General features: G+C 66.9%; 21 protein-coding genes. 14 read left to right on the top strand and 7 right to left on the bottom strand.

The annotated features are described in order from the left end of the window. The first annotated feature begins 29 nt into the window (after positions 1–29). The gene (rmuC, locus tag IPF36_RS32555; RefSeq protein WP_133095516.1) at positions 30–1526 is read left to right on the top strand and encodes a DNA recombination protein RmuC; all 1497 of its coding nucleotides are present in this window, start codon (positions 30–32) and stop codon (positions 1524–1526) included. A gap of 77 nt (positions 1527–1603) precedes the next feature. Here the strand turns inward: rmuC and IPF36_RS32550 are convergent, their stop codons facing one another. The 5 genes from IPF36_RS32550 to IPF36_RS32530 all read right to left on the bottom strand — a co-directional run bounded on the left by IPF36_RS32550 (position 1604) and on the right by IPF36_RS32530 (position 8491). Beyond that, positions 1604–1885 carry a hypothetical protein gene (locus IPF36_RS32550; RefSeq protein WP_029046288.1) on the bottom strand — a complete coding sequence of 94 codons (282 nt, stop codon included), beginning with the start codon at positions 1883–1885 and terminating at the stop codon, positions 1604–1606. Positions 1886–2091: 206 nt separating this feature from the next. Then, positions 2092–3387 (bottom strand): gephyrin-like molybdotransferase Glp, encoded by a 1296-nt coding sequence (glp, locus tag IPF36_RS32545; protein ID WP_195432112.1) that lies wholly within the window; start codon positions 3385–3387, stop codon positions 2092–2094. A 29-nt stretch (positions 3388–3416) separates the two neighbouring features. Beyond that, positions 3417–4016, bottom strand: coding sequence for a molybdenum cofactor guanylyltransferase MobA (mobA, locus tag IPF36_RS32540; protein ID WP_133095518.1), 600 nt, complete (start codon positions 4014–4016; stop codon positions 3417–3419). A gap of 18 nt (positions 4017–4034) precedes the next feature. Further along, positions 4035–5159, bottom strand: a complete 1125-nt coding sequence (gene moaA, locus IPF36_RS32535; protein ID WP_195432111.1) for a GTP 3',8-cyclase MoaA — start codon at positions 5157–5159, stop codon at positions 4035–4037. A gap of 218 nt (positions 5160–5377) precedes the next feature. Beyond that, positions 5378–8491 carry an Rne/Rng family ribonuclease gene (locus IPF36_RS32530; protein WP_195432110.1) on the bottom strand — a complete coding sequence of 1038 codons (3114 nt, stop codon included), beginning with the start codon at positions 8489–8491 and terminating at the stop codon, positions 5378–5380. An 815-nt stretch (positions 8492–9306) separates the two neighbouring features. Between IPF36_RS32530 and IPF36_RS32525 the strand changes: the two genes are divergently transcribed. Genes IPF36_RS32525 through IPF36_RS32510 form a run of 4 tightly spaced genes read left to right on the top strand, consistent with a single transcriptional unit; the run spans position 9307 to position 12619 of the window. Continuing rightward, positions 9307–10308, top strand: coding sequence for an RluA family pseudouridine synthase (locus tag IPF36_RS32525; protein WP_133095521.1), 1002 nt, complete (start codon positions 9307–9309; stop codon positions 10306–10308). Positions 10309–10338: 30 nt separating this feature from the next. After that, positions 10339–10998: an HAD-IA family hydrolase gene (locus tag IPF36_RS32520; RefSeq protein ID WP_135705568.1), complete on the top strand. Its 660-nt coding sequence runs from the start codon at positions 10339–10341 to the stop codon at positions 10996–10998. Continuing rightward, on the top strand, positions 10991–11389 hold the full coding sequence (locus IPF36_RS32515) for a Rieske (2Fe-2S) protein (RefSeq protein WP_195432109.1): 399 nt from the start codon (positions 10991–10993) through the stop codon (positions 11387–11389). Before IPF36_RS32520 ends, IPF36_RS32515 begins: the two co-directional genes overlap by 8 nt. Positions 11390–11443: 54 nt before the next feature. After that, positions 11444–12619 (top strand): S49 family peptidase, encoded by a 1176-nt coding sequence (locus IPF36_RS32510; RefSeq protein ID WP_133095524.1) that lies wholly within the window; start codon positions 11444–11446, stop codon positions 12617–12619. 67 nt (positions 12620–12686) lie between these two features. Here the strand turns inward: IPF36_RS32510 and IPF36_RS32505 are convergent, their stop codons facing one another. Together IPF36_RS32505 and IPF36_RS32500 are read right to left on the bottom strand one after the other, a co-directional pair. Then, a complete protein-coding gene (locus IPF36_RS32505) occupies positions 12687–13418 on the bottom strand; it encodes an SAM-dependent methyltransferase (protein ID WP_133095525.1) in 732 nt (243 codons plus the stop codon). Positions 13419–13434: 16 nt separating this feature from the next. After that, complete coding sequence (locus IPF36_RS32500) at positions 13435–14034, bottom strand: Maf-like protein (protein WP_195432108.1); 600 nt, start codon at positions 14032–14034, stop codon at positions 13435–13437. 195 nt (positions 14035–14229) lie between these two features. Here IPF36_RS32500 and IPF36_RS32495 point away from each other — a divergent pair, with 195 nt between their 5' ends. The 9 genes from IPF36_RS32495 to IPF36_RS32455 all read left to right on the top strand — a co-directional run bounded on the left by IPF36_RS32495 (position 14230) and on the right by IPF36_RS32455 (position 21580). Continuing rightward, positions 14230–14820, top strand: coding sequence for a DUF177 domain-containing protein (locus IPF36_RS32495; protein ID WP_135705565.1), 591 nt, complete (start codon positions 14230–14232; stop codon positions 14818–14820). A gap of 117 nt (positions 14821–14937) precedes the next feature. Continuing rightward, on the top strand, positions 14938–15117 hold the full coding sequence (gene rpmF, locus IPF36_RS32490; RefSeq protein ID WP_029046300.1) for a 50S ribosomal protein L32: 180 nt from the start codon (positions 14938–14940) through the stop codon (positions 15115–15117). 163 nt (positions 15118–15280) lie between these two features. Continuing rightward, positions 15281–16360 (top strand): phosphate acyltransferase PlsX, encoded by a 1080-nt coding sequence (plsX, locus tag IPF36_RS32485; RefSeq protein WP_133095528.1) that lies wholly within the window; start codon positions 15281–15283, stop codon positions 16358–16360. Positions 16361–16412: 52 nt separating this feature from the next. Then, the gene (locus IPF36_RS32480; RefSeq protein ID WP_133095529.1) at positions 16413–17393 is read left to right on the top strand and encodes a beta-ketoacyl-ACP synthase III; all 981 of its coding nucleotides are present in this window, start codon (positions 16413–16415) and stop codon (positions 17391–17393) included. A 78-nt stretch (positions 17394–17471) separates the two neighbouring features. Beyond that, positions 17472–18401, top strand: coding sequence for an ACP S-malonyltransferase (gene fabD / locus IPF36_RS32475; RefSeq protein WP_133095530.1), 930 nt, complete (start codon positions 17472–17474; stop codon positions 18399–18401). Positions 18402–18462: 61 nt separating this feature from the next. Then, complete coding sequence (gene fabG, locus IPF36_RS32470; protein WP_133095531.1) at positions 18463–19212, top strand: 3-oxoacyl-ACP reductase FabG; 750 nt, start codon at positions 18463–18465, stop codon at positions 19210–19212. Positions 19213–19394: 182 nt separating this feature from the next. Continuing rightward, positions 19395–19634 (top strand): acyl carrier protein, encoded by a 240-nt coding sequence (acpP, locus tag IPF36_RS32465; protein WP_008644813.1) that lies wholly within the window; start codon positions 19395–19397, stop codon positions 19632–19634. Between the two features lie 190 nt (positions 19635–19824). Next, positions 19825–21057, top strand: coding sequence for a beta-ketoacyl-ACP synthase II (fabF, locus tag IPF36_RS32460; RefSeq protein WP_063238294.1), 1233 nt, complete (start codon positions 19825–19827; stop codon positions 21055–21057). 52 nt (positions 21058–21109) lie between these two features. Further along, positions 21110–21580, top strand: a complete 471-nt coding sequence (locus IPF36_RS32455) for a hypothetical protein (protein ID WP_240745886.1) — start codon at positions 21110–21112, stop codon at positions 21578–21580. Positions 21581–21609: the final 29 nt, after the last annotated feature.

The raw sequence follows: 21609 nt of genomic DNA, 5'->3' as shown, positions 1-21609 counted from the left end.
CGCTTGTCCGTCGCTTAACCTGTTGCTGCATGTCCTTGATTCCGTACCTGACGCTGGCCGTGGCGCTGCTCGCGGTCGTCCTGCTGGTGATCGTGCTGTTGCGCCAGCAGGCCGCCTCGCCCGGCGCCGAACTGGCCCGCCAGCTTGCCGAATTACGCGTCGAAGGGGCGCGCGGCATGGAGCGCGTGGAGCGTGAGGTCCGTACCGATGTAGCCGAGGCCGCGCGCGGCAACCGCGACGAGTCGGCCCAGCAGATGCTGCGCTTCCAGCAGGCGCTGTCGTCGCAGCTGACCGGCATTGCCACGCTGCAGAACAACCAGATCGACACCTTCGCGCAGCAGCTCGCCAAGCTGACCGGGTCCAACACGCAGCAGCTCGAGCACGTACGCCAGCACCTGATGCTGCAAGGCCAGCAGGCGCGCGACGAACAGGCGGGAGCGCTGCGCCGCTTCGGCGACGGCCTGCAGCAGCAGCTGGCGCAGATGTCCGAAGCCAACGAGCGCCGGTTGGCGGAAGTGCGCGCCACGCTGGAGCAGAAGCTGCGCGACATCGAGGCCAACAACGCGGCCAAGCTGGAGGAGATGCGCCGCACCGTCGACGAGAAGCTGCATGCGACGCTGGAGCAGCGCCTGGGCGAGTCGTTCCGGCTGGTCTCGGATCGCCTCGAGCAGGTGCATCGCGGGCTGGGCGAAATGCAGGCGCTGGCGCAGGGCGTGGGCGACCTGAAGAAGGTGCTGACCAACGTGAAGTCGCGCGGCACCTGGGGCGAAGTCCAGCTTGAGATGCTGCTGGAGCAGATGCTGACGCCGGACCAGTACGGCAAGAACGTCGAAACGGTGCGCAACTCTGGCGCGCGGGTGGAATTTGCCATTCGTCTGCCCGGCAAGGCCGCGGGCGGCGGTGGCGACGGCGGCACGCCGGTGTGGCTACCGGTCGATGCCAAGTTTCCCAAGGAACAGTACGAGCGGCTGGTCGATGCGCAGGAGCGCGGTGACCCGGACGGCGTCATCGCCTTCGGCCGCGAACTGGAAGTTGCCTTGCGCCGAGAGGCGCAGACCATTGCCGAAAAATACCTGGCGCCGCCACAGACTACCGATTTCGCCATCCTGTTCCTGCCGACCGAAGGGCTGTATGCCGAAGTGTTGCGGCGACCAGGCCTGACCGACCTGCTGCAGCGCGACTATCGCGTTACCGTGGCGGGCCCGACCACGCTGACCGCGCTGCTGAACAGCTTGCAGATGGGCTTCCGCACGCTGGCGCTAGAGAAGCGCTCGAGCGAAGTGTGGGAGGTGCTGGGCGCGGTCAAGACCGAGTTCGGCAAGTTCGGCGACGTGCTGGCCAAGACCCGCGACACGCTCGAGCGCGCGGCGCGCAATATCGAGCAGGCCGAGGTGCGCACGCGCCAGATGGCGCGCAAGCTGCGGACGGTGGAAGCGCTGCCGGGCGATGCCGCGCAGCAGTTGCTGGGACTGAACGGGGTGGAGACGGTGGAGGCGGCGCAGACGCCGGATGACAGCGGCGGTTGAGCGCCTGCCGGTGCAGGGAACGCCCGCAACGCGGGCGAGGCGGCCGGCAGCCCGCCGGCCCGTGCATCAGCGAAGGTTCAGCGGTCGTCTTCGGGCGCCAGCTCGCGCACGTGGACTTCGATGCCGCCAAAGCGGGCAGCCACCCAGTTGTAAGCCTTGCACGCCAGCCACAGCAGGCCGAAGCCGATCAGCGCATTCAGGATGATCGCGCTGAAGACCGTGATCGCAGGCAGGTCGCCGTAGCGGATAAAGGTAACGAACAGCCCCAGCGAGACGATCGGCAGGGAGAAGCACAGGTAGACCAGCACCAGCGCGCGGGCGGTCTTCACGGGGTGGAGGTAAGCGATCTCCTGATTCATGACTGGGGATAACTTGATTGTTGCTGAATCGTGCGCCAAGTGTAGCGACTGCCCGACCCCAAGCATAGTCCGCTGCCCACGGCAAGGCTGAAAGCCAAGCGCCGGACGCGTCACGGCGGCAAATGTGCAGCACAAATACGACACATTGCCGCCGCAGCGATGCGGCCGGCCTTCTTGCCATGCTCAGATCAACCTCAGAGCAACCCTCAGATCAGCCCGTCGAACAGCATGACCTCGACCGGATCGCCGGCCTTGACCGAGTCATGCTCGTGGCCGAGCACGATAAAGCAGTTGGCTTCGCTCATCGAGCGCAGCACGCCTGAGCCCTGCTGGCCGGTGATGCGCACTTCCCACTGCCCGTCAGCCGCGCGGCCCAGGATACCGCGCTGGTATTCGGTGCGGCCGGGCTTCTTGCGGATCGCCTGCGCGCTGCGCACTTGCAGCAGCGGCAGCGGCGGCACGCTGGCACCCATCAATCGGTGCAGCGCCGACCGCACGAAGTGGTAGAAGGTGACCATCACCGCGACGGGGTTGCCCGGAAGGCCGAACAGCAGCGCCGAATCGCAGCCCTCGCTGCTGCCAATACGCCCGAACGCCATTGGCCGGCCCGGGCGCATGGCGATCTTCCAGAAGGTGACATCCCCCAGGCGTGCCATGATCTGCTTGGTGTAGTCGGCCTCGCCGACCGAGACGCCGCCCGAGGTGATGACCGCGTCGGCGCTTTCGCAGGCAGTGCGGAAAGCCGTTTCCAGCGCCTCGGGGTCGTCGCGCACCACGCCCATGTCGAGCAGTTCGACGTTCATCCGGCGCAGCATGCCGTGCAGCGTATAGCGGTTCGAGTCGTAGACGCAGCCAGCGTCCAGCGGTTCGCCGATCGAGCGCAGTTCATCGCCGGTGGAGAAGAAGGCCACGCGCAGCCTCCGGCGCACGCGCACTTCGGCAATGCCCAGCGAGGCCAGCAGGCCCAGGTCGGCGGGCTGGACGATGCGGCCGGCCGGCAGCGCGGCCTGGCCGCGGGCCAGGTCTTCGCCGCGCAGGCGGCGGTTGTCGCCGGCGCGCACGCAGTCGGCGGCAAAGCGGATGCGGGCGCCGTCGGCCACCATTTCGACGAATTCCTGCGGCACCACCGTGTCGCAACCGGCCGGCATTACCGCGCCGGTCATGATACGTACCGCCTGCACGGCCGTGGGCGCGAGCGCACCGGCGCCGCCGGCGAAGGCGCTGCCGATCACTTCAAGCTCGACCATGTCAGTCTGCGCGGCGGCGAGCGCTTCGCTGCGGAAGGCGTAGCCATCCATGGCCGAATTGTCATGGGCCGGCACGTCGATGGTCGAGACGATGTCCTCGGCCAGCACGCGGTCGAGCGCGCTGCGGATCGGCAGCTGTTCGATGCCGCGTACCGGCTCCACCACCTCGCCGATGATGCGGTTGGCCTGGTCCACCGGCAGCGCGGTGGGATCGTAGTCGGACAGGCAGGAAATGACGGATTGCAGGGAAGGCATGGTGGCTCGGCGGCGGGTGATTGCGGCGACTAGCGGCTTTCGTGCGTGCGCAGTTCGTCCAGCGTGTTGATATTGGCGAAGGCCGCGGCATCGTCGAACATCACCTCGGCCAGCCGGTGCGAGGCGGCCCAGGTCTCGATCTTGCGGCCGCCGCCGGAAAGATACGCGACCAGGCTGTCCAGCGCGCTGACCGGCATCAGGCAGAACACGGGTTGGGTCTGGCGCTTGCCGGTTTCATCCAGCGTCACCGGGATCGCCAGTTCCGCGCCCTCGGACTCGATGGCCTGCGCCAGCCGCGCCACGAGGTCGGTGGGGAGAAAAGGCGAGTCGCATGGCGCCGTCACCATCCAGGATGTGCCGCACTGTTCCAGTCCCGCAAGCATGCCGGCCAGCGGCCCGGCGAAATCGGGCACGGTGTCGGTGTAGACCGGCACGCCGAACGATTCATAGGCAGCCAGGTTGCGGTTGGCGTTGATGATCAGGCCGCCGACCTGCGGGCCAAGGCGCATCATCGTATGCATCGCCATGGGCGTTCCGTGCAGCGGCTGCAGCCCCTTGTCGGTGCCGCCCATGCGGCTGCCCCTGCCGCCTGCGAGAATCAGGCCGGTGATGTCGTCGCGTGCAATCATGAAGGTGCGGCGGCGGGTTCAGCCGCCGATATAGGACATCTCGATCTTGCGCTCGGCGCGTGCCTGGCGCACCGCCGGGTCGCCGCGCTGCTCGGAATAGTTGTCGGTGCGCCCCTGCCATACCTGCGCGATCGCGTTCGAGATCTCCAGGTCGCTGTAGCCGCCGCGCAGCAGCGCGCGCAGGTCATAGCCCTCGGTGGCGAACAGGCACAGGTAGAGCCGGCCCTCGGTGGACAGCCGGATGCGGCTGCAATCGCCGCAGAACGCATGGGTAACGCTGGAGATCACGCCGATTTCACCGCTGCCGTCGCGATAGCGCCAGCGTTCGGCGGTCTCGCCGCTGTAGTTGGCCTGCACGGGTTCCAGCGGGAACTCGGCATCGATGCGGCGCACGACCTCGGCCGAGGGCAGCACCTCGTCCATCTGCCAGTGGTTGCTGGCGCCGACATCCATGAATTCGATATAGCGGACGATGATGCCGCTGTGGCGGAAATGGCGCGCCATCGGCACGATTTCCTGGTCGTTGGTGCCGCGCTTGACCACCATGTTGACCTTGATCGGCGCCAGTCCAACGGCCTGCGCGGTCTCGATGCCGTGCAGCACGTCGGCGACGGCGAAGTCGACGTCGTTCATGCGGCGGAAGGTGGCGTCGTCGATCGCGTCGAGGCTGACGCTGACGCGCGTCAGGCCGGCGTCGCGCAGCGAGCGCGCCTTGCGCGCCAGCAGCGAGGCATTGGTGGTCAGCGTCAGGTCGAGTGGCTTGCCGGAGACGGTCTCGATCTTTGCCAGCATCTCGACCAGGTGCTCGATATTCTTGCGCAGCAGTGGCTCGCCGCCGGTCAGGCGGATCTTCTCGACGCCGTGCGCGACGAACAGGCGCGCGGTGCGCTCGATCTCTTCAAAGCTGAGCAGTTCCGAGTGCGGCAGGAAGGTGTAGTCCTTATCGAACACTTCCTTCGGCATGCAGTAGACGCAGCGGAAGTTGCAGCGGTCTGTCACCGAGATGCGCAGGTCATGCAGCGGCCGGCCGCGGGTATCGGCCACCAGGCCGGAGGGCGGTTCCAGCTTGCCGGGGATGCGCGGCGTCATCGAGTGGTAGCGATGGTCGCGCAGGTCGAAGATCGGAATGACGGATTCGGTCATGGCCTGTGGGTGGGCGCTGCTGCTCCGGCGAGTGGCCTGCCAAGGCCGGGCCGGGGGACTTCGGAAGCCCGGATGCATTTGCTGCCATTCTAGCCGAGTGGGCGCCCGGGGAGCCGCATTCCCGCGAATCTCGGGGATTTGGCGCGCATGAAAAAGGGACAGCCAAGGCTGTCCCCTCTGCAGCGAACGCGGGTGCCAGCGGCGGCACCCGGGCAGGCTTACTGCTGCGACGCCATGTCCACTTCGCGACGGCTGGTTTCGACCAGGATCATCGGACCCTGAGGCAGTGGCGGCAGCGGCTTGCGCTCGCGCGGCACCCGCGGCGCCGGCACGATGCGTGCAGCCGCTTCCTGGGCGGAGCGCAGCTTGTCGGCATCGGTGTGGACCCACTGCAGGCCGGCGCCGGCGAGCATCGGCTCGAGGCTTTCCATCGCGACCGGCGCGGCGGCCGGTTCCGCGGCGGGCGCGGCCACGGCAGGGGCGGGTTCCACGGGTGCGGCCACGACCGGCTCGGCCACGGCTTCGGCGGCGATCGCCTCGGTCACGGCTGCGGCGGCTTCCGCTTGCGCGGCCACGGCGGCCGGGGCGGGTTCGGCCACGGGTGCGGCTACCGGGGCCGGTGCCGCTGCCGGTTCAGTGGCGGGGGCAGGGGTCACGCCTTCCGGCACGGCGATGCGGATCGCTTCGACGCTTTCCGCCGCGGCAACAGCAACAGCTGCCTGCGGTGCCGGCTCGGCTTGCGGTGCGGCCTGGGAAGCGGCTTGCGGAGCCGCCTCGGCGGCCTCGGCGGTCACCGGAGCGATGCCTTCGGCGGTCTCGGCAGCGCCTTCCTGAGCGGCTTCGCCTTCACCTTGCGTGCCCTGGCCGGCTTCGTCGCGCTCGCGGCGATAGCGGTTGCGGCCACGACGGTTACGGCGGCGGCGCTCTTCGCCCTCGGCGGTTTCGGCGAATCCTTCGGCACCTTCCGGCAGTTCGGCGCGCACGGCTGGCACTTCGTCCGCGGCGGCCTGCGGCAGCACGCCCAGCGCCTGGGCGGCGGCTACGGCTTCCGGCTGCGGCGCTTCGCCGGCTTCGGTTTCACGCAGGTCGCTGCGCTCGCGCTGGCGATCGCGCTGACGCTCGCGGCGTTCCTGGCCGCGTTCCTGGCCACGTTCGCGGCGGCCTTCCTGGCGGGCTTCGGCGCGCTCGCCCTGGGCACGTTCGCCCTGGGCGCCTTCAGCCTGGCGGGCGACGGCCGGAGTGGCCTGGCCTTCCTGCTGGCGCGGCTGGCGGCCCTGGCGCTCGCCACGGCCTTCGCGTTGTTCGCCGCGCTCGCCTTGCTGGCGCTCGCCACGCTCGGCACGCTCACCGCGCTCTGCACGCTGACCGCGAGGCTGGCGGTCACCGCGTTCCTGGCGCTCGCCACGTTCGCCGCGCTCGGCACGTTCGGTACGTTCACCGCGCTCGCCACGTTCGGCCCGCTCGCCGCGCTGGCCACGGCCTTCGCCGCGCTGGCCGCGCTCGCGGCGGCCTTCGCCACCGCGGCTTTCGGCGGCCGCCACCGGCTTGGCCGGCTCAACCACCGGCGCAGGCGCCGGGCGCGCGCCGAACAGGCCCTTCAGCCAGGCGATGAAGCCGCCGGCTTCCACCGGCTTGGTGGCAGGGACGGGCGGAGCTGCCGGGGCGGCTTCCGGACGCGGGGCGCGCTCCGGACGCGGCACGGAAACCGGAGCCGGCTGTTCCGGCGTGATCCCCTTGACCGCCGCTTCCTGGCGCGGCTTGGCTTCTTCCTTGCGGCGGCTGCTGTAGCTGGTGTCGGCTTCCAGCTCCTTGGCCGCAGCCTCAGCCATCTTGTAGCTGGCGGTGCTGTCTTCCAGGCGCGGGTCGTCGTGGCGCAGGCGCTCTAGCTTGTAGTGCGGCGTTTCCAGGTGCTTGTTCGGGATCAGCAGCACGTTGACCTTGAAGCGCAGCTCGATCAGGTTGATTTCCTGGCGCTTCTCGTTCAGCAGGAAGGCGGCAACCTCCACCGGCACCTGGCAGTGGATGGCGGCGGTGTTTTCCTTCATCGCCTCTTCCTGGATGATGCGCAGGACCTGCAAGGCGGACGATTCGGTATCGCGGATGTGGCCCGTGCCGTTGCAGCGCGGGCAAGTGATGTGCGAGCCCTCCGACAGCGACGGGCGCAGGCGCTGGCGCGACAGCTCCATCAGGCCGAAGCGGCTGATCTTGCCCATCTGCACGCGCGCGCGGTCGTGGCGCAGCGCGTCCTTCAGGCGCGTTTCCACGTCCTTCTGGGCCTTGCCCGATTCCATGTCGATGAAGTCGATCACGATCAGGCCGCCCAGGTCGCGCAGGCGCAGCTGGCGGGCAATTTCGTCAGCGGCCTCGAGGTTGGTGCGCAGCGCGGTTTCCTCGATGTCGGCGCCCTTGGTGGCGCGGGCCGAGTTCACGTCCACGGACACCAGTGCCTCGGTGTGGTCGATCACGATGGCGCCGCCGGACGGCAGCATGACCATGCGCGAGTAGGCCGACTCGATCTGGTGCTCGATCTGGAAACGCGAGAAGAGGGGCACGTCGTCCCGGTACTTCTTCACGCGGTTCATGTTGTCAGGCATCACCACGCTCATGAAGGCGCGGGCCTGTTCGTAGATCTCGTCGGTATCGATCAGGATCTCGCCGATATCCGGCTGGAAGTAATCGCGGATGGCGCGGATGACCAGGCTCGATTCCAGGTAAATCAGCAGCGGGGCCTTGTTGTCGCCGGCGGCGCCATCGATGGCCTTCCACAGCTGCAGAAGGTAGTTCAGGTCCCACTGCAGTTCCTCGGCCGAGCGGCCGATGCCCGCGGTCCGGGCGATGATGCTCATGCCTTCCGGCACGGTCAGCTGCGCCATGGTCTCGCGCAGCTCCTGGCGGTCTTCGCCCTCGATGCGGCGCGACACACCGCCGCCGCGCGGGTTGTTCGGCATCAGCACCAGGTAGCGGCCGGCCAGCGAGATAAAGGTGGTCAGGGCCGCGCCCTTGTTGCCGCGCTCTTCCTTCTCGACCTGGACGATCAGTTCCTGGCCTTCATGCAGGGCATCCTGGATGCGTGCGTTGCGCACGTCGATGCCTTCCTTGAAGAAGGCGCGGGCAACTTCCTTGAACGGCAGGAAGCCGTGGCGCTCTTCGCCGTAGTTGACGAAGCAGGCTTCCAGCGAGGGTTCAATGCGGGTGATGACACCCTTGTAGATATTGCCCTTGCGCTGTTCGCGCCCGGCAGTCTCGATGTCGATGTCGATCAGTTTCTGACCGTCGACGATGGCGACGCGCAATTCCTCCTGTTGCGTCGCGTTGAACAGCATGCGTTTCATCGCAATACCTCACTCCGGTGCCGCGGTTGCACCGTCTGGGCGGTGTCCGCGGCGATTCATGGAGCACGCGAGGGAGCGAGCGAAGGCGCGAGAATTGCCGGAAAGCGCCGTTTCGCGCAAAGGCGAGCGGCTGGGCGCGGGTGAAAGAGAGGCGATGACGTCGGGGTAACGTCCGTGGGGCGGGAGAGGGCGCCGGCGGCTGCTCTGGCAGACACTGGCGCGTTCCCGTTCCGGAGGCGATGCATTTCGCCGGCATGACCGGCACCGGCGCGGCGCCGGCGGCATCGCGGCCGGGCCGCGGAAGGCCTAGACGCGTCAAAGAGCAAATTTTTCGGACACGGCAAGGCTGCCGATGCTGCCTGACATCTCCTGGCGGGCGCACCTACTACTTCTTGGAGTTCTGCGACCGGGCGCCGGTATTTCCAGTCAGGCGGCAGGCTGGCCTGCCGGCCGGCACCGTTTCCCGGTGCAGGCGGGACTTCTCTCACCGAAGCGGATGCCGGCAGGGGCATCCACTCTTAAATTCTGTTTTACCTGAACACTCTGTTCCCACGTCATCGTTTGCTGCGCCGAAGCCTCCTATGGGCGACTTCCTGCGTGCCGGCGATATCGTGCGTGCTGCTATTACCGCCATTTGGCCGTCTGGCGCCCGCGCGGATCACGCAATGAAGCGGCGCAGGGCGGAAGACGTGCCGGGCTGGCGGCGACCCCAAGTGTAGAATGCGGTCAATCCAAGATTAATCACGGGATTGATCGCTTACACAGGTCTTGCGCTGCCGGCCCCCGGCCGGAACAGCGAGGAAATTATATTGAAAATGAATGAGTTACGCCATCAAATTGAAAAGCCTGCCGATGTAGCGCCGGCAAGCCCGCAGGTGGCGTATGTCACGATTGACGAAGGCTCCGAAGGCCAGCGCATCGACAACTTCCTGTTGAAGGTGGCCAAGGGCGTACCCAAGAGCCATATCTACCGGGTATTGCGGTCTGGCGAAGTGCGCGTCAACAAGGGCCGTATCGATGCCACTTATCGTCTGCAGTCGGGGGACGTGGTGCGGATCCCGCCGATGCGTGTGGCGACTCCGTCGCAATCCGGGGCGCAGCCGGTGCCGGCCAGCGAGTTTCCCGTGCTGTTCGAGGACGCGCAGCTGCTGGTGGTGAACAAGCCCGCCGGCGTGGCGGTCCATGGCGGCTCGGGTGTTGCCTTCGGCGTGATCGAGCAGCTGCGCCAGGCCCGGCCGCAGGCCAAGTTCCTCGAGCTGGTGCACCGGCTCGACCGGGAGACCTCCGGCATCCTGGTGCTGGCCAAGAAGCGCTCGGCGCTGGTCCACCTGCATGAGCAGATCCGCGGCAACAGCATGGACAAGCGGTATTTCGCCTGCGTGGCCGGGGAATTCCCGAACAACCGCCAGCACGTGAAGCTGCCTCTATATAAGTACACCACGCCCGACGGCGAGCGACGCGTGCGGGTACAGGCCGACGGGCTGGCGTCGCACACGGTATTCAACCGGATCGAGGCGTTTCCCGGCTTTACCTTGCTGGAAGCCGAGCTGAAGACCGGCCGGACGCACCAGATCCGCGTCCACCTGGCCCATTCGGGATTCCCGATCGTCGGCGACGAGAAGTACGGCGATTTCCCCCTGAACAAGTCACTGGCGCGTTCCGCCGCCAATCCCGGCATCAGGCGCATGTTCCTGCACGCCCACCGGCTGGTGTTCGTCCACCCGGCAACGGGGCAGACGCTGGCCGTCGAGGCGCCGCTGCCGGACGAATGCGTCGGATTCCTGCAACAATTGCGACAGCTGCGCGCCCCGGAGTAGGGCCGCGCAATCAATGCCACAAGGACAACCATGGCCAGGCAACAATTTGACCTGATCGTTTTCGACTGGGACGGGACGCTGATGGACTCGACCCCGACCATCGCCAAGTGCATCCAGCTTGCTAGCCGTGACCTGGGCCTGCCCGTGCCGGACGACAGCGCGGCCAGCCATGTGATCGGGCTGGGGCTGAAGGATGCATTGTCGTATGCCGTGCCGACGCTGGACCCGGTCGACTACCCGCGCCTGGCGGAACGCTACCGCTACCACTTCCTGACCCGCGACGCCGACCTGGTGCTGTTCGACGGCGTGCGCGAGATGTTGGAAGCGCTGCGCGCCGAGCACTATTTCCTCGGCGTCGCCACTGGCAAGACCCGCGTCGGCCTGCAGCGCGCGCTCGCCGCCAGCGGCCTGACGCAGCTTTTCGACGCCACCCGCTGTGCCGACGAAACCTTTTCCAAGCCGCATCCGGCCATGCTGCAAGAGCTGACGCGTGAGCTGGGACAGGACATGGAGCGCACCGTCATGGTGGGCGACACCACCCATGACCTGCAGATGGCGGTCAATGCCGGCGCTGCGGGCATTGGGGTGTGTTATGGCGCACATCCGGGCGACTCGCTGCGGGCGATGGCGCCGGTGCATTGCGCCACGTCGATCGCCGACCTGACCGACTGGCTGCTGACCCATGCCTGAGAGCGCGGCCGGCCAGGGGGCGGTGCGGCTGTGCGCCGCGGCAGACCTGGAAGAGGGCGGCCTGGGGGTGCGCTTCCCGGTGGTGCTGGACAGCCGCGAAATCGGCGCCTTCGTGGTGCGCTTCGACGGTGCCGCGCATGGCTACCTGAACCAGTGCGCGCACGTGCCGATGGAACTCGACTGGCAGGAGGGGCGGTTCTTCGATAGCTCGGGCCTATACTTGATGTGCGCCACACATGGCGCGGTTTATGCGCCGGACAGCGGCGAGTGCGTCGGCGGTCCCTGCCGCGGCGCGGCGCTGGCCAAGCTGCGCATCGAAGAGCGCGATGGCCAGGTTTACTGGTTGCCCGAGGGTCCGTACCGGGCCGCCGCGCAAGCGGACGGCGCCTAATGGCGGGCGGCCTGGCCGCCCGTTCTGTTTCCAAGCCTTCCACGAGCGAGTTGCATGACAGAAGAGCAGAAGCCGCCTATTGGTCAACCGGGAGCATCGGGCGAATCGCCTGAGCCCGGGCAGGACGATGCGAACCGGCCCGAGTCCGAACGCCTGGTCACCGCGAAGCAGGCCGACTATCCGCTGGAAAGCGAACTGCGCGCCGGCGACGATGCGGCGCGGCGAGAGCAGCGCCAACGCAAGGCCCGCATGGCTGGGGATGCCGGAGCGGCCGGGAGCGGTCCGGTGGGCGCGGCCGGCTGGGAGCGCGATGTCCTGGAAAAGGTGCTGACGGCATCGCTGCGCGAGCAGCGCGCCGCACGCCGCTGGCGCATCTTCTTCCGCTTCGTCGGACTGGGCCTGTTGGCGCTGATCTTCATCGCGCTGTTCGATTTCAAGGGCGACGGCATCAACACGTCCGGCCGCCATACCGCGATGGTCACGCTGGAGGGCGAGATCGCGGCCGGTACGCCGGCCGGCGCCGAGTCGATCAATGCCTCGCTGCAGGCGGCATTCGCCGACACCAATGCCGCCGGCGTGATCCTCAAGATCAACTCCCCAGGCGGCTCGCCGGTGCAGGCCGGCATCATCAACGATGAGATCCACCGGCTGCGCGGACTCTATCCATCCAAGCCGTTCTATGTCGTGGTCGAGGAAATCTGTGCCTCGGGTGGCTATTACGTGGCTGCGGCGGCCGACAAGATCTATGTCGACAAGGCCAGCATCGTGGGCTCGATCGGCGTGCTGATGGATGGTTTCGGCTTTACCGGCCTGATGGACAAGCTGGGCGTAGAGCGCCGGCTGTACACCGCGGGCGCCAACAAGGGCATGCTCGACCCGTTCTCGCCGCAGATGCCCAGGCAGAAGGCCTACGCCGAGACCATGCTCAAGGAAATCCACGAGCAGTTCATCGACGTGGTGAAGGAGGGCCGGGGCGACCGGCTCAAGGATGACCCGGAGCTGTTCTCCGGCCTGTTCTGGTCGGGCGAGCGCAGCATCGAACTAGGCCTGGCCGACGCGCTGGGGACCGCCGATTCGGTCGCGCGCGACGTGCTCAAGGCCGAGGATATCGTCGACTATACGGTCAAGGAAAACATCGCCGAGCGCGTGGCCAAGCGCTTTGGCGCCGCGGTCGGCACCGCGGCGATGAAGACCATGCTGTGGAGCACGCGCCCGCAGGGCATGCACTGAGGCGGCGCGAGTCGCCAGATGAAAGAAAGGGGCGCCGTTGCGCCCCTTTCTGCATTTTCCGGCGTCTTCAGGCCGCCAGCAGCGAGAAGATCGCAGGCCGCTTGTGCAACGCAAGCCGGTCTGCCTTCCACGCCGACAGCGGCAGCGTGACGATGGTTTCGGTCGGCAGCGTCAGGTCAACCGCCACCGACAGCAGCGTGGTGCCGGCGCAATGCTCGCGCATGGCTTCGAGCAGCGCCGCGTTGCGGTACGGCGTTTCGATGAACACCTGCGTCTGGCTGGCCTTGCGCGAACGCTGTTCCAGCTCGCGCAGCCGCTGCGCGCGTTCGCCGGCATCGACCGGCAGGTAGCCGTTGAAGGCAAAGCTCTGGCCGTTCAGGCCCGAGCCCATCACCGCCAGCAGGATCGAGCTGGGCCCGACCAGCGGCCGCACCCGGATGCCGCGCGCATGCGCCAGCCGCACCAGCTCGGCGCCAGGATCGGCCACCGCCGGCACGCCGGCTTCGGACAGCAGGCCACCGTCGCGGCCGGCCTGGATCGGCGCGAGCAGCTCGGCCAACGCGTCGGCGCGGGTGTTGACGTTCAGCTCGCGGATCTCGATCTGCTGGATCGGGCGTGCCAGCGGGGTGCTTTCGCCCAGCTTCTTCAGGAAGGCGCGGGCGGTCTTGGCGTTTTCGGCGACCAGGTAGTCGAGCCCGGCTGCGATCTGCTGCACGCCGGCGGGAATGACTTCGACCAGCGGATCGGCTTCGTCGCGCTTGCCGAGGGTATTGGGGATCAGGAAAAGATTGCCGCTCATGGTTGGCTCCGGTGCGTCATGCCGCGAGCAGCGGGTAGCCCGCCTGGCGCAGCATGCCGGTCAGCGCGATCAGCGGCAGGCCGACCAGCGCCGTGGGATCGTCGGACTCGACGCGCGCGAGCAGCGTGATGCCCAGCCCCTCGGACTTGGCGCTGCCCGCCACGTCGTAGGGACGTTCCAGTTGCAGGTAGGCTTCGATCTCCTCGTCGCTGAGGTCGCGCATGGTCACGCGCGTCTGTACGTCGGCCAGTTGGGCGGTGCCGGTGCGCCCGTCCAGCAGGCACAGCGCCGAATGGAAGATGGCGGTGCGTCCGCGCATGCGGCGCAGCTGCGCGACGGCCTTATCGTGCACGCCGGGCTTGCCCATCTGCGCCCCGTCCAGCGTCAGCACCTGGTCCGAGCCGATCACCAGCGCACCCGGATGGCGCGCCGCGATGGCCTCGGCCTTGCGCTGCGACAGGCGCAGGGCGGTAGCCTCCGGCGCTTCGCCGCCGAGCGGGGTCTCGTCGATGTCCGGGATGGCCACTTCAAAGGGGATGCGCAGCCGCTCGAGCAGCTCGCGGCGGTAGGGCGAGCCGGAGCCAAGGATCAGCCTGGGGCGGGGATCTTGATGCATAAGTGATTGAAGCGTAGCAGGAATAAGGCAAGGTTTGCGTGGCAAGACCTTTGACCTCCACAAGGTTTACGTCGTATAATCGCGCGTTTTGCCGCATCCGCACTTGGGCGCTGTGCCGCCAATGTGCGCGGCCGCTGTCAGCGCAGGCGTGGGATGTGGCGAGCCAGTCATTGCAATACGACGGGAGCCACGCACATGACCCAGCCAATTGACCTGCGCGCGCTCGATCTCTTCGCGTTCTGCCGCAAGAGCGAAAGCCTGAGCGGCGACGTGGCGGTGCGGGATTTGCCGCGCATCTTAGCCGAGACTGCCGCGCAAGCGCCAGCCGCGGCCCCCGAAGAGACGTTTGCCTATACGGCCACCGGCTTCGTTCGCGAAGAGACGGCCGAGCCGGGCGCCCCGGTGGTGCGGCGGCTGTTTCTCGATGTGACCGTCAAAGGCCGGATGTGGCTGGATTGCCAGCGCTGCCTGACGCCTTATGCCGAGCCGGTCGATACGGCTACGCGCTTCGAGGTGGTGGAGAGCGAAGAGGCGGCCGATGCCGCGCCGATGGACGACGACGATGTCGACGTGATCGCCGGCTCCAAGCGTTTTTCGCTGCTGGAACTGATTGAAGATGAAGTGCTGCTGGCGCTGCCGGTGGCCCCCAAGCATGACGCCTGCCCGTCGGTGCACGAAAGCCTCGTGACCGGCACGGACGGCGAGGCCCAGCCCGAAGCTGAGCCAGAGGAAGAAAAGCGGCCGTCGCCCTTTGCGGCGCTGGCCGGCCTGAAGAACAAGCACTGAGGCCAACCGGGCCGAGGGCGTGTTCCGCAGGTGGTAGTTGAAGCATCCGGCCGGGCCCCGGCTACGCCTTGGGCGGGATGCGTGTGTTAATATTGAAAAATTCTCGAAGGAGTCATCATGGCTGTTCAACAGAACAAGAAGTCGCCGTCCAAGCGCGGCATGCATCGTTCGCACGACCACCTGACGGTCGCCCCGCTGGCCGTCGAGCCGACCACCGGCGAAACCCACCTGCGTCACCACGTCAGCCCGAACGGCTACTACCGTGGCCGCAAGGTCATCAAGACCAAGAACGACTGATAGCTTCGTGGCGTGACATTGCGTCTCGCTCGCGCATGCCTGTAAGTCGGACACAAGACGGTCAGACACAAAAAAGCGGCAAGATCGTTGCCGCTTTTTTGTTGGGCGCTCGGGACAACCGCCGGGCGTGGTGTGCGCTGCCGCGCTATCCGTACCAGGAACAATGACGATCAAAATCGCTATCGACTGCATGGGCGGCGACCACGGCGTGTCCGTGACCGTGCCCGCGGCGATCAGTTTTCTATCCCGCTACGACGATGCCGAAATGGTGCTGGTGGGCCTGCCGGACGCCATCCGGGCGCAGCTGAAAAAGCTGCATGCGCTGGATCATCCGCGTGTGAGCATCGTCGAGGCCACCGAAGTCATCACCATGGATGACCCGGTCGAGGTGGCGCTGCGCAAGAAGAAGGATTCTTCGATGCGCGTGGCCGTCACCCAGGTCAAGGAAGGCCACGCCGGTGCCTGCATCTCCGCCGGCAATACCGGCGCGCTGATGGCGGTGTCGCGCTATGTGCTGAAAACGCTCGAGGGCATCGAGCGGCCGGCCATTGCCACCACCATCCCGAACCAGGAAGGCTGGGGCACCACCGTGCTGGACCTCGGCGCCAACGCGGACTGCGAGCCCGAACACCTGCTGCAGTTCGCCCGCATGGCCGAGGCCATGGTCGCCGTGGTGGACCACAAGGACCGCCCGACCGTCGGCCTGCTGAACATCGGCGAGGAAGTCATCAAGGGCAACGAGGTGGTCAAGCGCGCCGGCGAACTGCTGCGTGCTTCCGAGCTCAATTTCTACGGCAACGTGGAAGGCAACGACATCTTCAAGGGAACGACGGATATCGTCGTTTGCGACGGCTTTGTCGGCAATGTGGCGCTCAAGAGCACCGAGGGCCTCGCCAAGATGATCGGCGGCATGATCAAGGAAGAATTCACCCGCTCGTGGTTCACCAAGCTGCTCGCGGCGGTGGCCATGCCGGTGCTGTCGCGGCTCGCCAAGCGGCTTGACCCGGCGCGCTACAATGGTGCGTCGCTGCTGGGCCTGCGCGGCCTGGTGATCAAGAGCCACGGTTCGGCCGATGCCCATTCTTTTGAGTGGGCAATCAAACGCGGGTATGATGCCGCCAAGAATGGCGTGATTCCCCGTATCGCACGGGCTTTCGCCGATAAGTCCAGCGCCGCTGGCGTGGCGCTGGCCGCCCCGGAGACAGACGCGCCCAGCGCGCATCCCAGTACCCACCCCGCTTGAGCGCCTTGCGCACCAGCCGGCGGGAACTGCGGTCCATACGATCCGACACTACATGACCAAGTACGCAAAAATCATCGGTACCGGGAGCTATTTGCCCCCGCGGCGCGTGACCAACCATGATCTGGCGGCGCAGCTTGCCGAAAAGGGCATCGAGACCAGCGACGAGTGGATCGTCTCGCGCAGCGGCATCTCGGCGCGCCACTGGGCCGAGCCCGACGTGACCAGCAGCGACCTGGCGGTCAAGGCCGCCGAGCGGGCCATCGAGGCCGCCGGCATCGACCGGCAGAGCATCGACCTGATCATCGTCGCCACGTCTACGCCGGACTTCGTCTTCCCCAGCGCCGCCTGCATGGTGCAGGAAAAGCTGGGCATCACTAACCACTGCGCGGCATTCGACCTGCAGGCGGTGTGCTCGGGCTTTGTCTATGCGCTGGCCACGGCCGACAAGTTCATCCGCAGCGGCTCGCACCGCAACGTGCTGGTGATCGGTACTGAAGTGTTCTCGCGCATTCTGGATTTCAACGACCGTACCACCTGCGTGCTGTTCGGCGACGGCGCCGGCGCAGTGGTGCTGACCGCTTCTGAAGAGCCTGGCATCCTGTCGAGCGCCATGCACGCGGACGGCAGCCACGTCGACATCCTGTGCGTGCCCGGCAATGTCTCGGGCGGCAATATCACCGGCAACGCCTTCCTGCAGATGGATGGCCAGGCTGTGTTCAAGCTTGCCGTGAACGTGCTCGACAAGGTCGCGCGCGAAGCCATGGAACTGGCGGCCATGCAGCCTGAGCAAATCGACTGGCTGATTCCGCACCAGGCCAATATCCGCATCATGCAGGGCACGGCCAAGAAGCTGGGCCTGCCCGCCGAGCGCATGGTCGCCACCGTGCACGAGCACGGCAATACTTCGGCCGCGTCGATCCCGCTGGCGCTCGACGTCGCCGTGCGCGACGGCCGCATCCGCCCGGGCCAGACCGTGCTGATGGAAGGCGTCGGCGGCGGCTTCACCTGGGGCGCGGTGCTGCTGCGCATGTAATTCGCAGCCGGTGCCCGGTGCGCGCCAATGCCGCGCGCCGCCGCGCCGGCTTCCCGTTCCATAAAGGGTTCCAATCCGATGAAATTCGCTTTCGTATTTCCCGGCCAGGGTTCACAGTCGGTCGGCATGCTCAATGCCTTTGCGGATAACGCCGTCGTGCGCGCCACCGTGGAAGAAGCCTCGGCCGCGCTGGGCCAGGATCTCGGCCGCCTGATCGCCGATGGCCCCGCTGAAGAACTGAACCTGACCACCAATACTCAGCCGGTGATGCTGACCGCCGCCGTGGCGGTCTACCGCGCGTGGCTGGACGCCGGCGGCCCGGCTCCGGCCCTGGTGGCCGGCCACAGCCTGGGCGAGTACTCGGCGCTGGTGGCCGCGGGCGTGATCCCGTTTGCCGACGCGGTGCCGCTGGTGCGTTTCCGCGCGCAGGCCATGCAGGAAGCCGTGCCGGTGGGCGAGGGCGGCATGGCCGCAATCCTGGGCCTGTCCGATGACGACGTCCGCGCCGCGTGCGCCGAAGCGGCTGCCGCCGGCGTGGTCGAAGCCGTCAACTTCAACGCCCCGTCGCAGGTCGTGATCGCCGGCCACAAGGGCGCGGTCGAGAAGGCATGCGAGATCGCCAAGGCCAAGGGCGCCAAGCGCGCGCTGCCGCTGCCGGTGTCGGCGCCGTTCCATTCGTCGCTGCTCAAGCCCGCTTCGGACCGCCTGCGCGAGCGGATGGCCGGGCTGGCGTTCGCGTCGCCGTCGATCCCGCTGGTGAACAACGTTGACGTTGCGATCGTCAATGATCCGGAAGCGATCAAGGACGCGCTGGTGCGCCAGGCCGCGGCGCCGGTGCGCTGGGTCGAGTGCGTGCAGAAGATGGCTGCCGAGGGCGTCACCCATGTGATCGAATGCGGCCCGGGCAAGGTGCTGGCCGGCATGACCAAGCGCATCGACGGCAACCTGACCGGCGGCGCGATCTTCGATCCGGCCTCGCTGCAGGACACGCTGGCCCTGCTGAAGTAAGCGCAGCGAAGTCAGCCCAGGTAGTCAGTCCAGGACAAAAGAGCACGAAAGGACATTCTGCATGACCAAACTTCTCGATAACCAGGTTGCGCTGGTCACCGGCGCCTCGCGCGGCATCGGCCGCGCCATCGCGCTGGAACTTGCCCGCCAGGGCGCCACCGTGATCGGCACCGCCACCAGCGAGTCCGGCGCCGCCGGCATCACCGAATACCTCGGCGCAGAAGGCCTGAAGGGCAAGGGCGCGGTGCTGAACGTCAATGACGCGGCCGCTTGCGATGCCCTGATCGACGAGATCGTGAAGACCCACGGCGGCATCGGCGTGCTGGTCAACAATGCCGGTATCACGCAGGACCAGCTGGCGATGCGGATGAAGGACGAGGACTGGGTCGCGGTCATCCAGACCAACCTGACCTCGGTTTTCCGACTGTCGCGCGCGGTGCTGCGCCCGATGATGAAGGCGCGCCAGGGCCGTATCATCAATATCACTTCGGTGGTCGGCTCGGTCGGCAACCCCGGCCAGATGAACTACTCGGCCGCCAAGGCCGGCGTGGCCGGCATGACCCGCTCGCTGGCCGCCGAGATCGGCAGCCGCAACGTGACCGTCAACTGCGTCGCGCCGGGTTTCATTGATACCGACATGACCAAGGCGCTGTCCGAAGAGCAGCATGCTTCGCTCAAGCAGCAGATTCCGCTGGGCCGCCTGGGGCAGCCCGAGGATATCGCCAACGCGGTGGCCTTCCTGGCCGGTCCGCAAGCCGCCTACATCACCGGCACCACGCTGCATGTGAATGGCGGGATGTACATGAATTAATCGGCTTTTTGGGTGGCGCTTTTCCGGCGAGAAGCCGGAAGAAGCCGCCTGAAGCCGTAGTGAAGTCGTAGTTTTCCGAACCAAACGGGCGCGATTCTTGCAAAGCTTGGCAGGCGGCATTTCTGTCGTCCCAAACCTGCTAAAATGCGCCCACTTTTTGTCGAACTTCCCTGGAGGGTTACATGGACAATATCGAACAACGCGTCAAGAAAATCGTGGCAGAACAGCTTGGCGTGGCCGAGGCAGACATCAAGAACGAATCCTCGTTCGTGAACGACCTCGGTGCGGACTCGCTGGACACGGTTGAACTCGTGATGGCGTTGGAAGATGAATTCGGCATGGAAATTCCCGATGAGGAAGCCGAAAAGATCACGACCGTGCAACAGGCTATCGACTACGCCACCGCGCACGTCAAGGCCTGAGCCCGTCGTATCTGAATTCCGAGCCACAGAAGGCAGGTGGGCGGGCCGTCGCGGCCTTGCCTTGCTGTTTTCTGTGGCTTTCGTCTGTTCGAAGACGCAGAATGGAATGCGCCTGTACGCCGCGCCCGTCGCCCGGCGGCAGGCTGATCCGTCGTTCCGTTGCCTCTTCACGCACCCGTAGGAAAACATAGTGAGCCGTCGTCGCGTCGTCGTCACTGGGCTTGGCCTTGTGTCTCCGGTCGGAAACACGGTTGCCGAAGGCTGGGCCAACCTGGTAGCCGGCAAGTCCGGCATCGCCACCATCACCAAATTCGATCACTCCGCGCTTTCCGTGCATTTCGCCGGTGAAGTGAAGGGCTTCAATGCTGAGGATTACATCCCGGCCAAGGAAGCCCGCAATATGGATACCTTTATCCATTACGGCATCGCCGCGGGTACGCAGGCCCTGAAGGACAGCGGCCTGGAAGTGACCGAAGCCAACGCCGAGCGTATCGGCGTACTGGTCGGCTCGGGCATCGGCGGCCTGCCGATGATCGAAGAGACCAAGGCGGTGCTGACCGAGCGCGGTCCGCGCCGCATTTCGCCGTTCTTCGTGCCGGGCTCGATCATCAACATGATCGCTGGCCACCTGTCGATCATCCACGGCATCAAGGGCCCGAACCTGGCTGCCGTGACCGCGTGCACGACCGGCCTGCACAGCATCGGCCTGGCCGCGCGCCTGATCCAGGCCGGCGACGCCGACGCCATGCTGGCAGGCGGCGCCGAGTCGACGGTGTCGCCGCTGGGTATCGGCGGCTTCGCCGCGGCCCGCGCGCTGTCGACCCGCAACGACGATCCGGCCGCAGCCTCGCGCCCGTGGGACAAGGACCGCGACGGCTTCGTGCTGGGCGAGGGCGCCGGCGTGATGATGCTGGAAGAGTACGAGTCGGCCAAGGCGCGCGGCGCGCGCATCTATGCCGAGCTGATCGGCTTCGGCATGAGCGGCGATGCGTTCCACATGACCGCGCCGAACATGGACGGCCCGCGCCGCTGCATGGTCAACGCGCTGAAGGACGCAGGCATCAACGCGGACCAGGTGCATTACCTGAACGCGCATGGCACCTCGACGCCGCTCGGCGACAAGAACGAATCCGATGCTATCAAGGCAGCGTTCGGCGACCAGGCCTACAAGATGGTGGTGAACTCGACCAAGTCGATGACCGGCCACCTGCTGGGCGGCGCCGGCGGCCTGGAATCGGTCTTCACCGTGCTGGCCGTGCACAACCAGGTGTCGCCGCCGACGATCAACATCGACAACCAGGATCCGGAATGCGACCTGGACTACGTGGCCAACACGGCGCGCGAGATGAAGATCGACGTTGCGGTGAAGAACAACTTCGGTTTCGGCGGTACCAACGGCACGCTTGTCTTCCGCCGCGTCTGATCCGTGGTTGAGGCGGGCCCTTCGCGGGCTGCGCCAGGACAGGGTCCACCCGTTGCGGTGGGCCCTGTTCGTGTTCTGCGCCGGTGAAGCGGCTGCGGTGGGGCTGCTCGTGTCCGCGCTGGCCGACACCGTTGCCGCCAGCCCGGCCGGCATGCTGTGGTGGCATGGCGCGCTGGCTCCGCTGCCCTTCGCCACCGGCGTGGTGATTGTGCGCAGCTGGCGCCGATGGACGTGTGCCTTGCGCTGGCGCTGCACGGCGCTGCTGCCGGCACCCGACGGCAGAGGGCCGCTGCGAGTCCGTATTGAAGCATCCGCCAGCCGCCACGAAGTAGTGGTGAGCGGATTCTGGCAGGCGGGCGGCGTCGCTGTCTTGCGCCTGGCCTCCCGCGCGCCTGGCTTGCCGGGTGCCGTCTTCCTCCCCTGGCAAGCCGCGTCGCCGGAACTCTCGCGGCGGTTGCAGCGCGCTGCCAGAGTTGCACTCCAGGTGCAACCCGATGCGGCCACGAGGGAACGAAATTGTTAATTCACGGTCACAGGATGCGCGTTGCTCGA

The sequence above is a fragment of the Cupriavidus sp. IK-TO18 genome, from assembly GCF_015549295.1.
GTDB classification, from domain to species: Bacteria; Pseudomonadota; Gammaproteobacteria; order Burkholderiales; family Burkholderiaceae; genus Cupriavidus; species Cupriavidus oxalaticus_A.
This window is presented reverse-complemented; position numbering and strand designations above follow the sequence as displayed.

Bases quoted from the DNA above. Each gene is read 5' to 3' on its own strand.
- acpP (WP_008644813.1), top strand. From the start codon at position 19,395: ATGGACAATATCGAACAACGCGTCAAGAAAATCGTGGCAGAACAGCTT.
- IPF36_RS32520 (WP_135705568.1), top strand. From the start codon at position 10,339: ATGGCCAGGCAACAATTTGACCTGATCGTTTTCGACTGGGACGGGACG.
- IPF36_RS32525 (WP_133095521.1), top strand. From the start codon at position 9,307: ATGAATGAGTTACGCCATCAAATTGAAAAGCCTGCCGATGTAGCGCCG.
- rpmF (WP_029046300.1), top strand. From the start codon at position 14,938: ATGGCTGTTCAACAGAACAAGAAGTCGCCGTCCAAGCGCGGCATGCAT.
- fabD (WP_133095530.1), top strand. From the start codon at position 17,472: ATGAAATTCGCTTTCGTATTTCCCGGCCAGGGTTCACAGTCGGTCGGC.
- IPF36_RS32500 (WP_195432108.1), bottom strand. From the start codon at position 14,034: ATGCATCAAGATCCCCGCCCCAGGCTGATCCTTGGCTCCGGCTCGCCC.
- mobA (WP_133095518.1), bottom strand. From the start codon at position 4,016: ATGATTGCACGCGACGACATCACCGGCCTGATTCTCGCAGGCGGCAGG.
- IPF36_RS32480 (WP_133095529.1), top strand. From the start codon at position 16,413: ATGACCAAGTACGCAAAAATCATCGGTACCGGGAGCTATTTGCCCCCG.
- rmuC (WP_133095516.1), top strand. From the start codon at position 30: ATGTCCTTGATTCCGTACCTGACGCTGGCCGTGGCGCTGCTCGCGGTC.
- IPF36_RS32495 (WP_135705565.1), top strand. From the start codon at position 14,230: ATGACCCAGCCAATTGACCTGCGCGCGCTCGATCTCTTCGCGTTCTGC.
- IPF36_RS32515 (WP_195432109.1), top strand. From the start codon at position 10,991: ATGCCTGAGAGCGCGGCCGGCCAGGGGGCGGTGCGGCTGTGCGCCGCG.
- plsX (WP_133095528.1), top strand. From the start codon at position 15,281: ATGACGATCAAAATCGCTATCGACTGCATGGGCGGCGACCACGGCGTG.
- IPF36_RS32510 (WP_133095524.1), top strand. From the start codon at position 11,444: ATGACAGAAGAGCAGAAGCCGCCTATTGGTCAACCGGGAGCATCGGGC.
- fabG (WP_133095531.1), top strand. From the start codon at position 18,463: ATGACCAAACTTCTCGATAACCAGGTTGCGCTGGTCACCGGCGCCTCG.
- IPF36_RS32550 (WP_029046288.1), bottom strand. From the start codon at position 1,885: ATGAATCAGGAGATCGCTTACCTCCACCCCGTGAAGACCGCCCGCGCG.
- glp (WP_195432112.1), bottom strand. From the start codon at position 3,387: ATGCCTTCCCTGCAATCCGTCATTTCCTGCCTGTCCGACTACGATCCC.
- IPF36_RS32505 (WP_133095525.1), bottom strand. From the start codon at position 13,418: ATGAGCGGCAATCTTTTCCTGATCCCCAATACCCTCGGCAAGCGCGAC.
- moaA (WP_195432111.1), bottom strand. From the start codon at position 5,159: ATGACCGAATCCGTCATTCCGATCTTCGACCTGCGCGACCATCGCTAC.
- IPF36_RS32530 (WP_195432110.1), bottom strand. From the start codon at position 8,491: ATGAAACGCATGCTGTTCAACGCGACGCAACAGGAGGAATTGCGCGTC.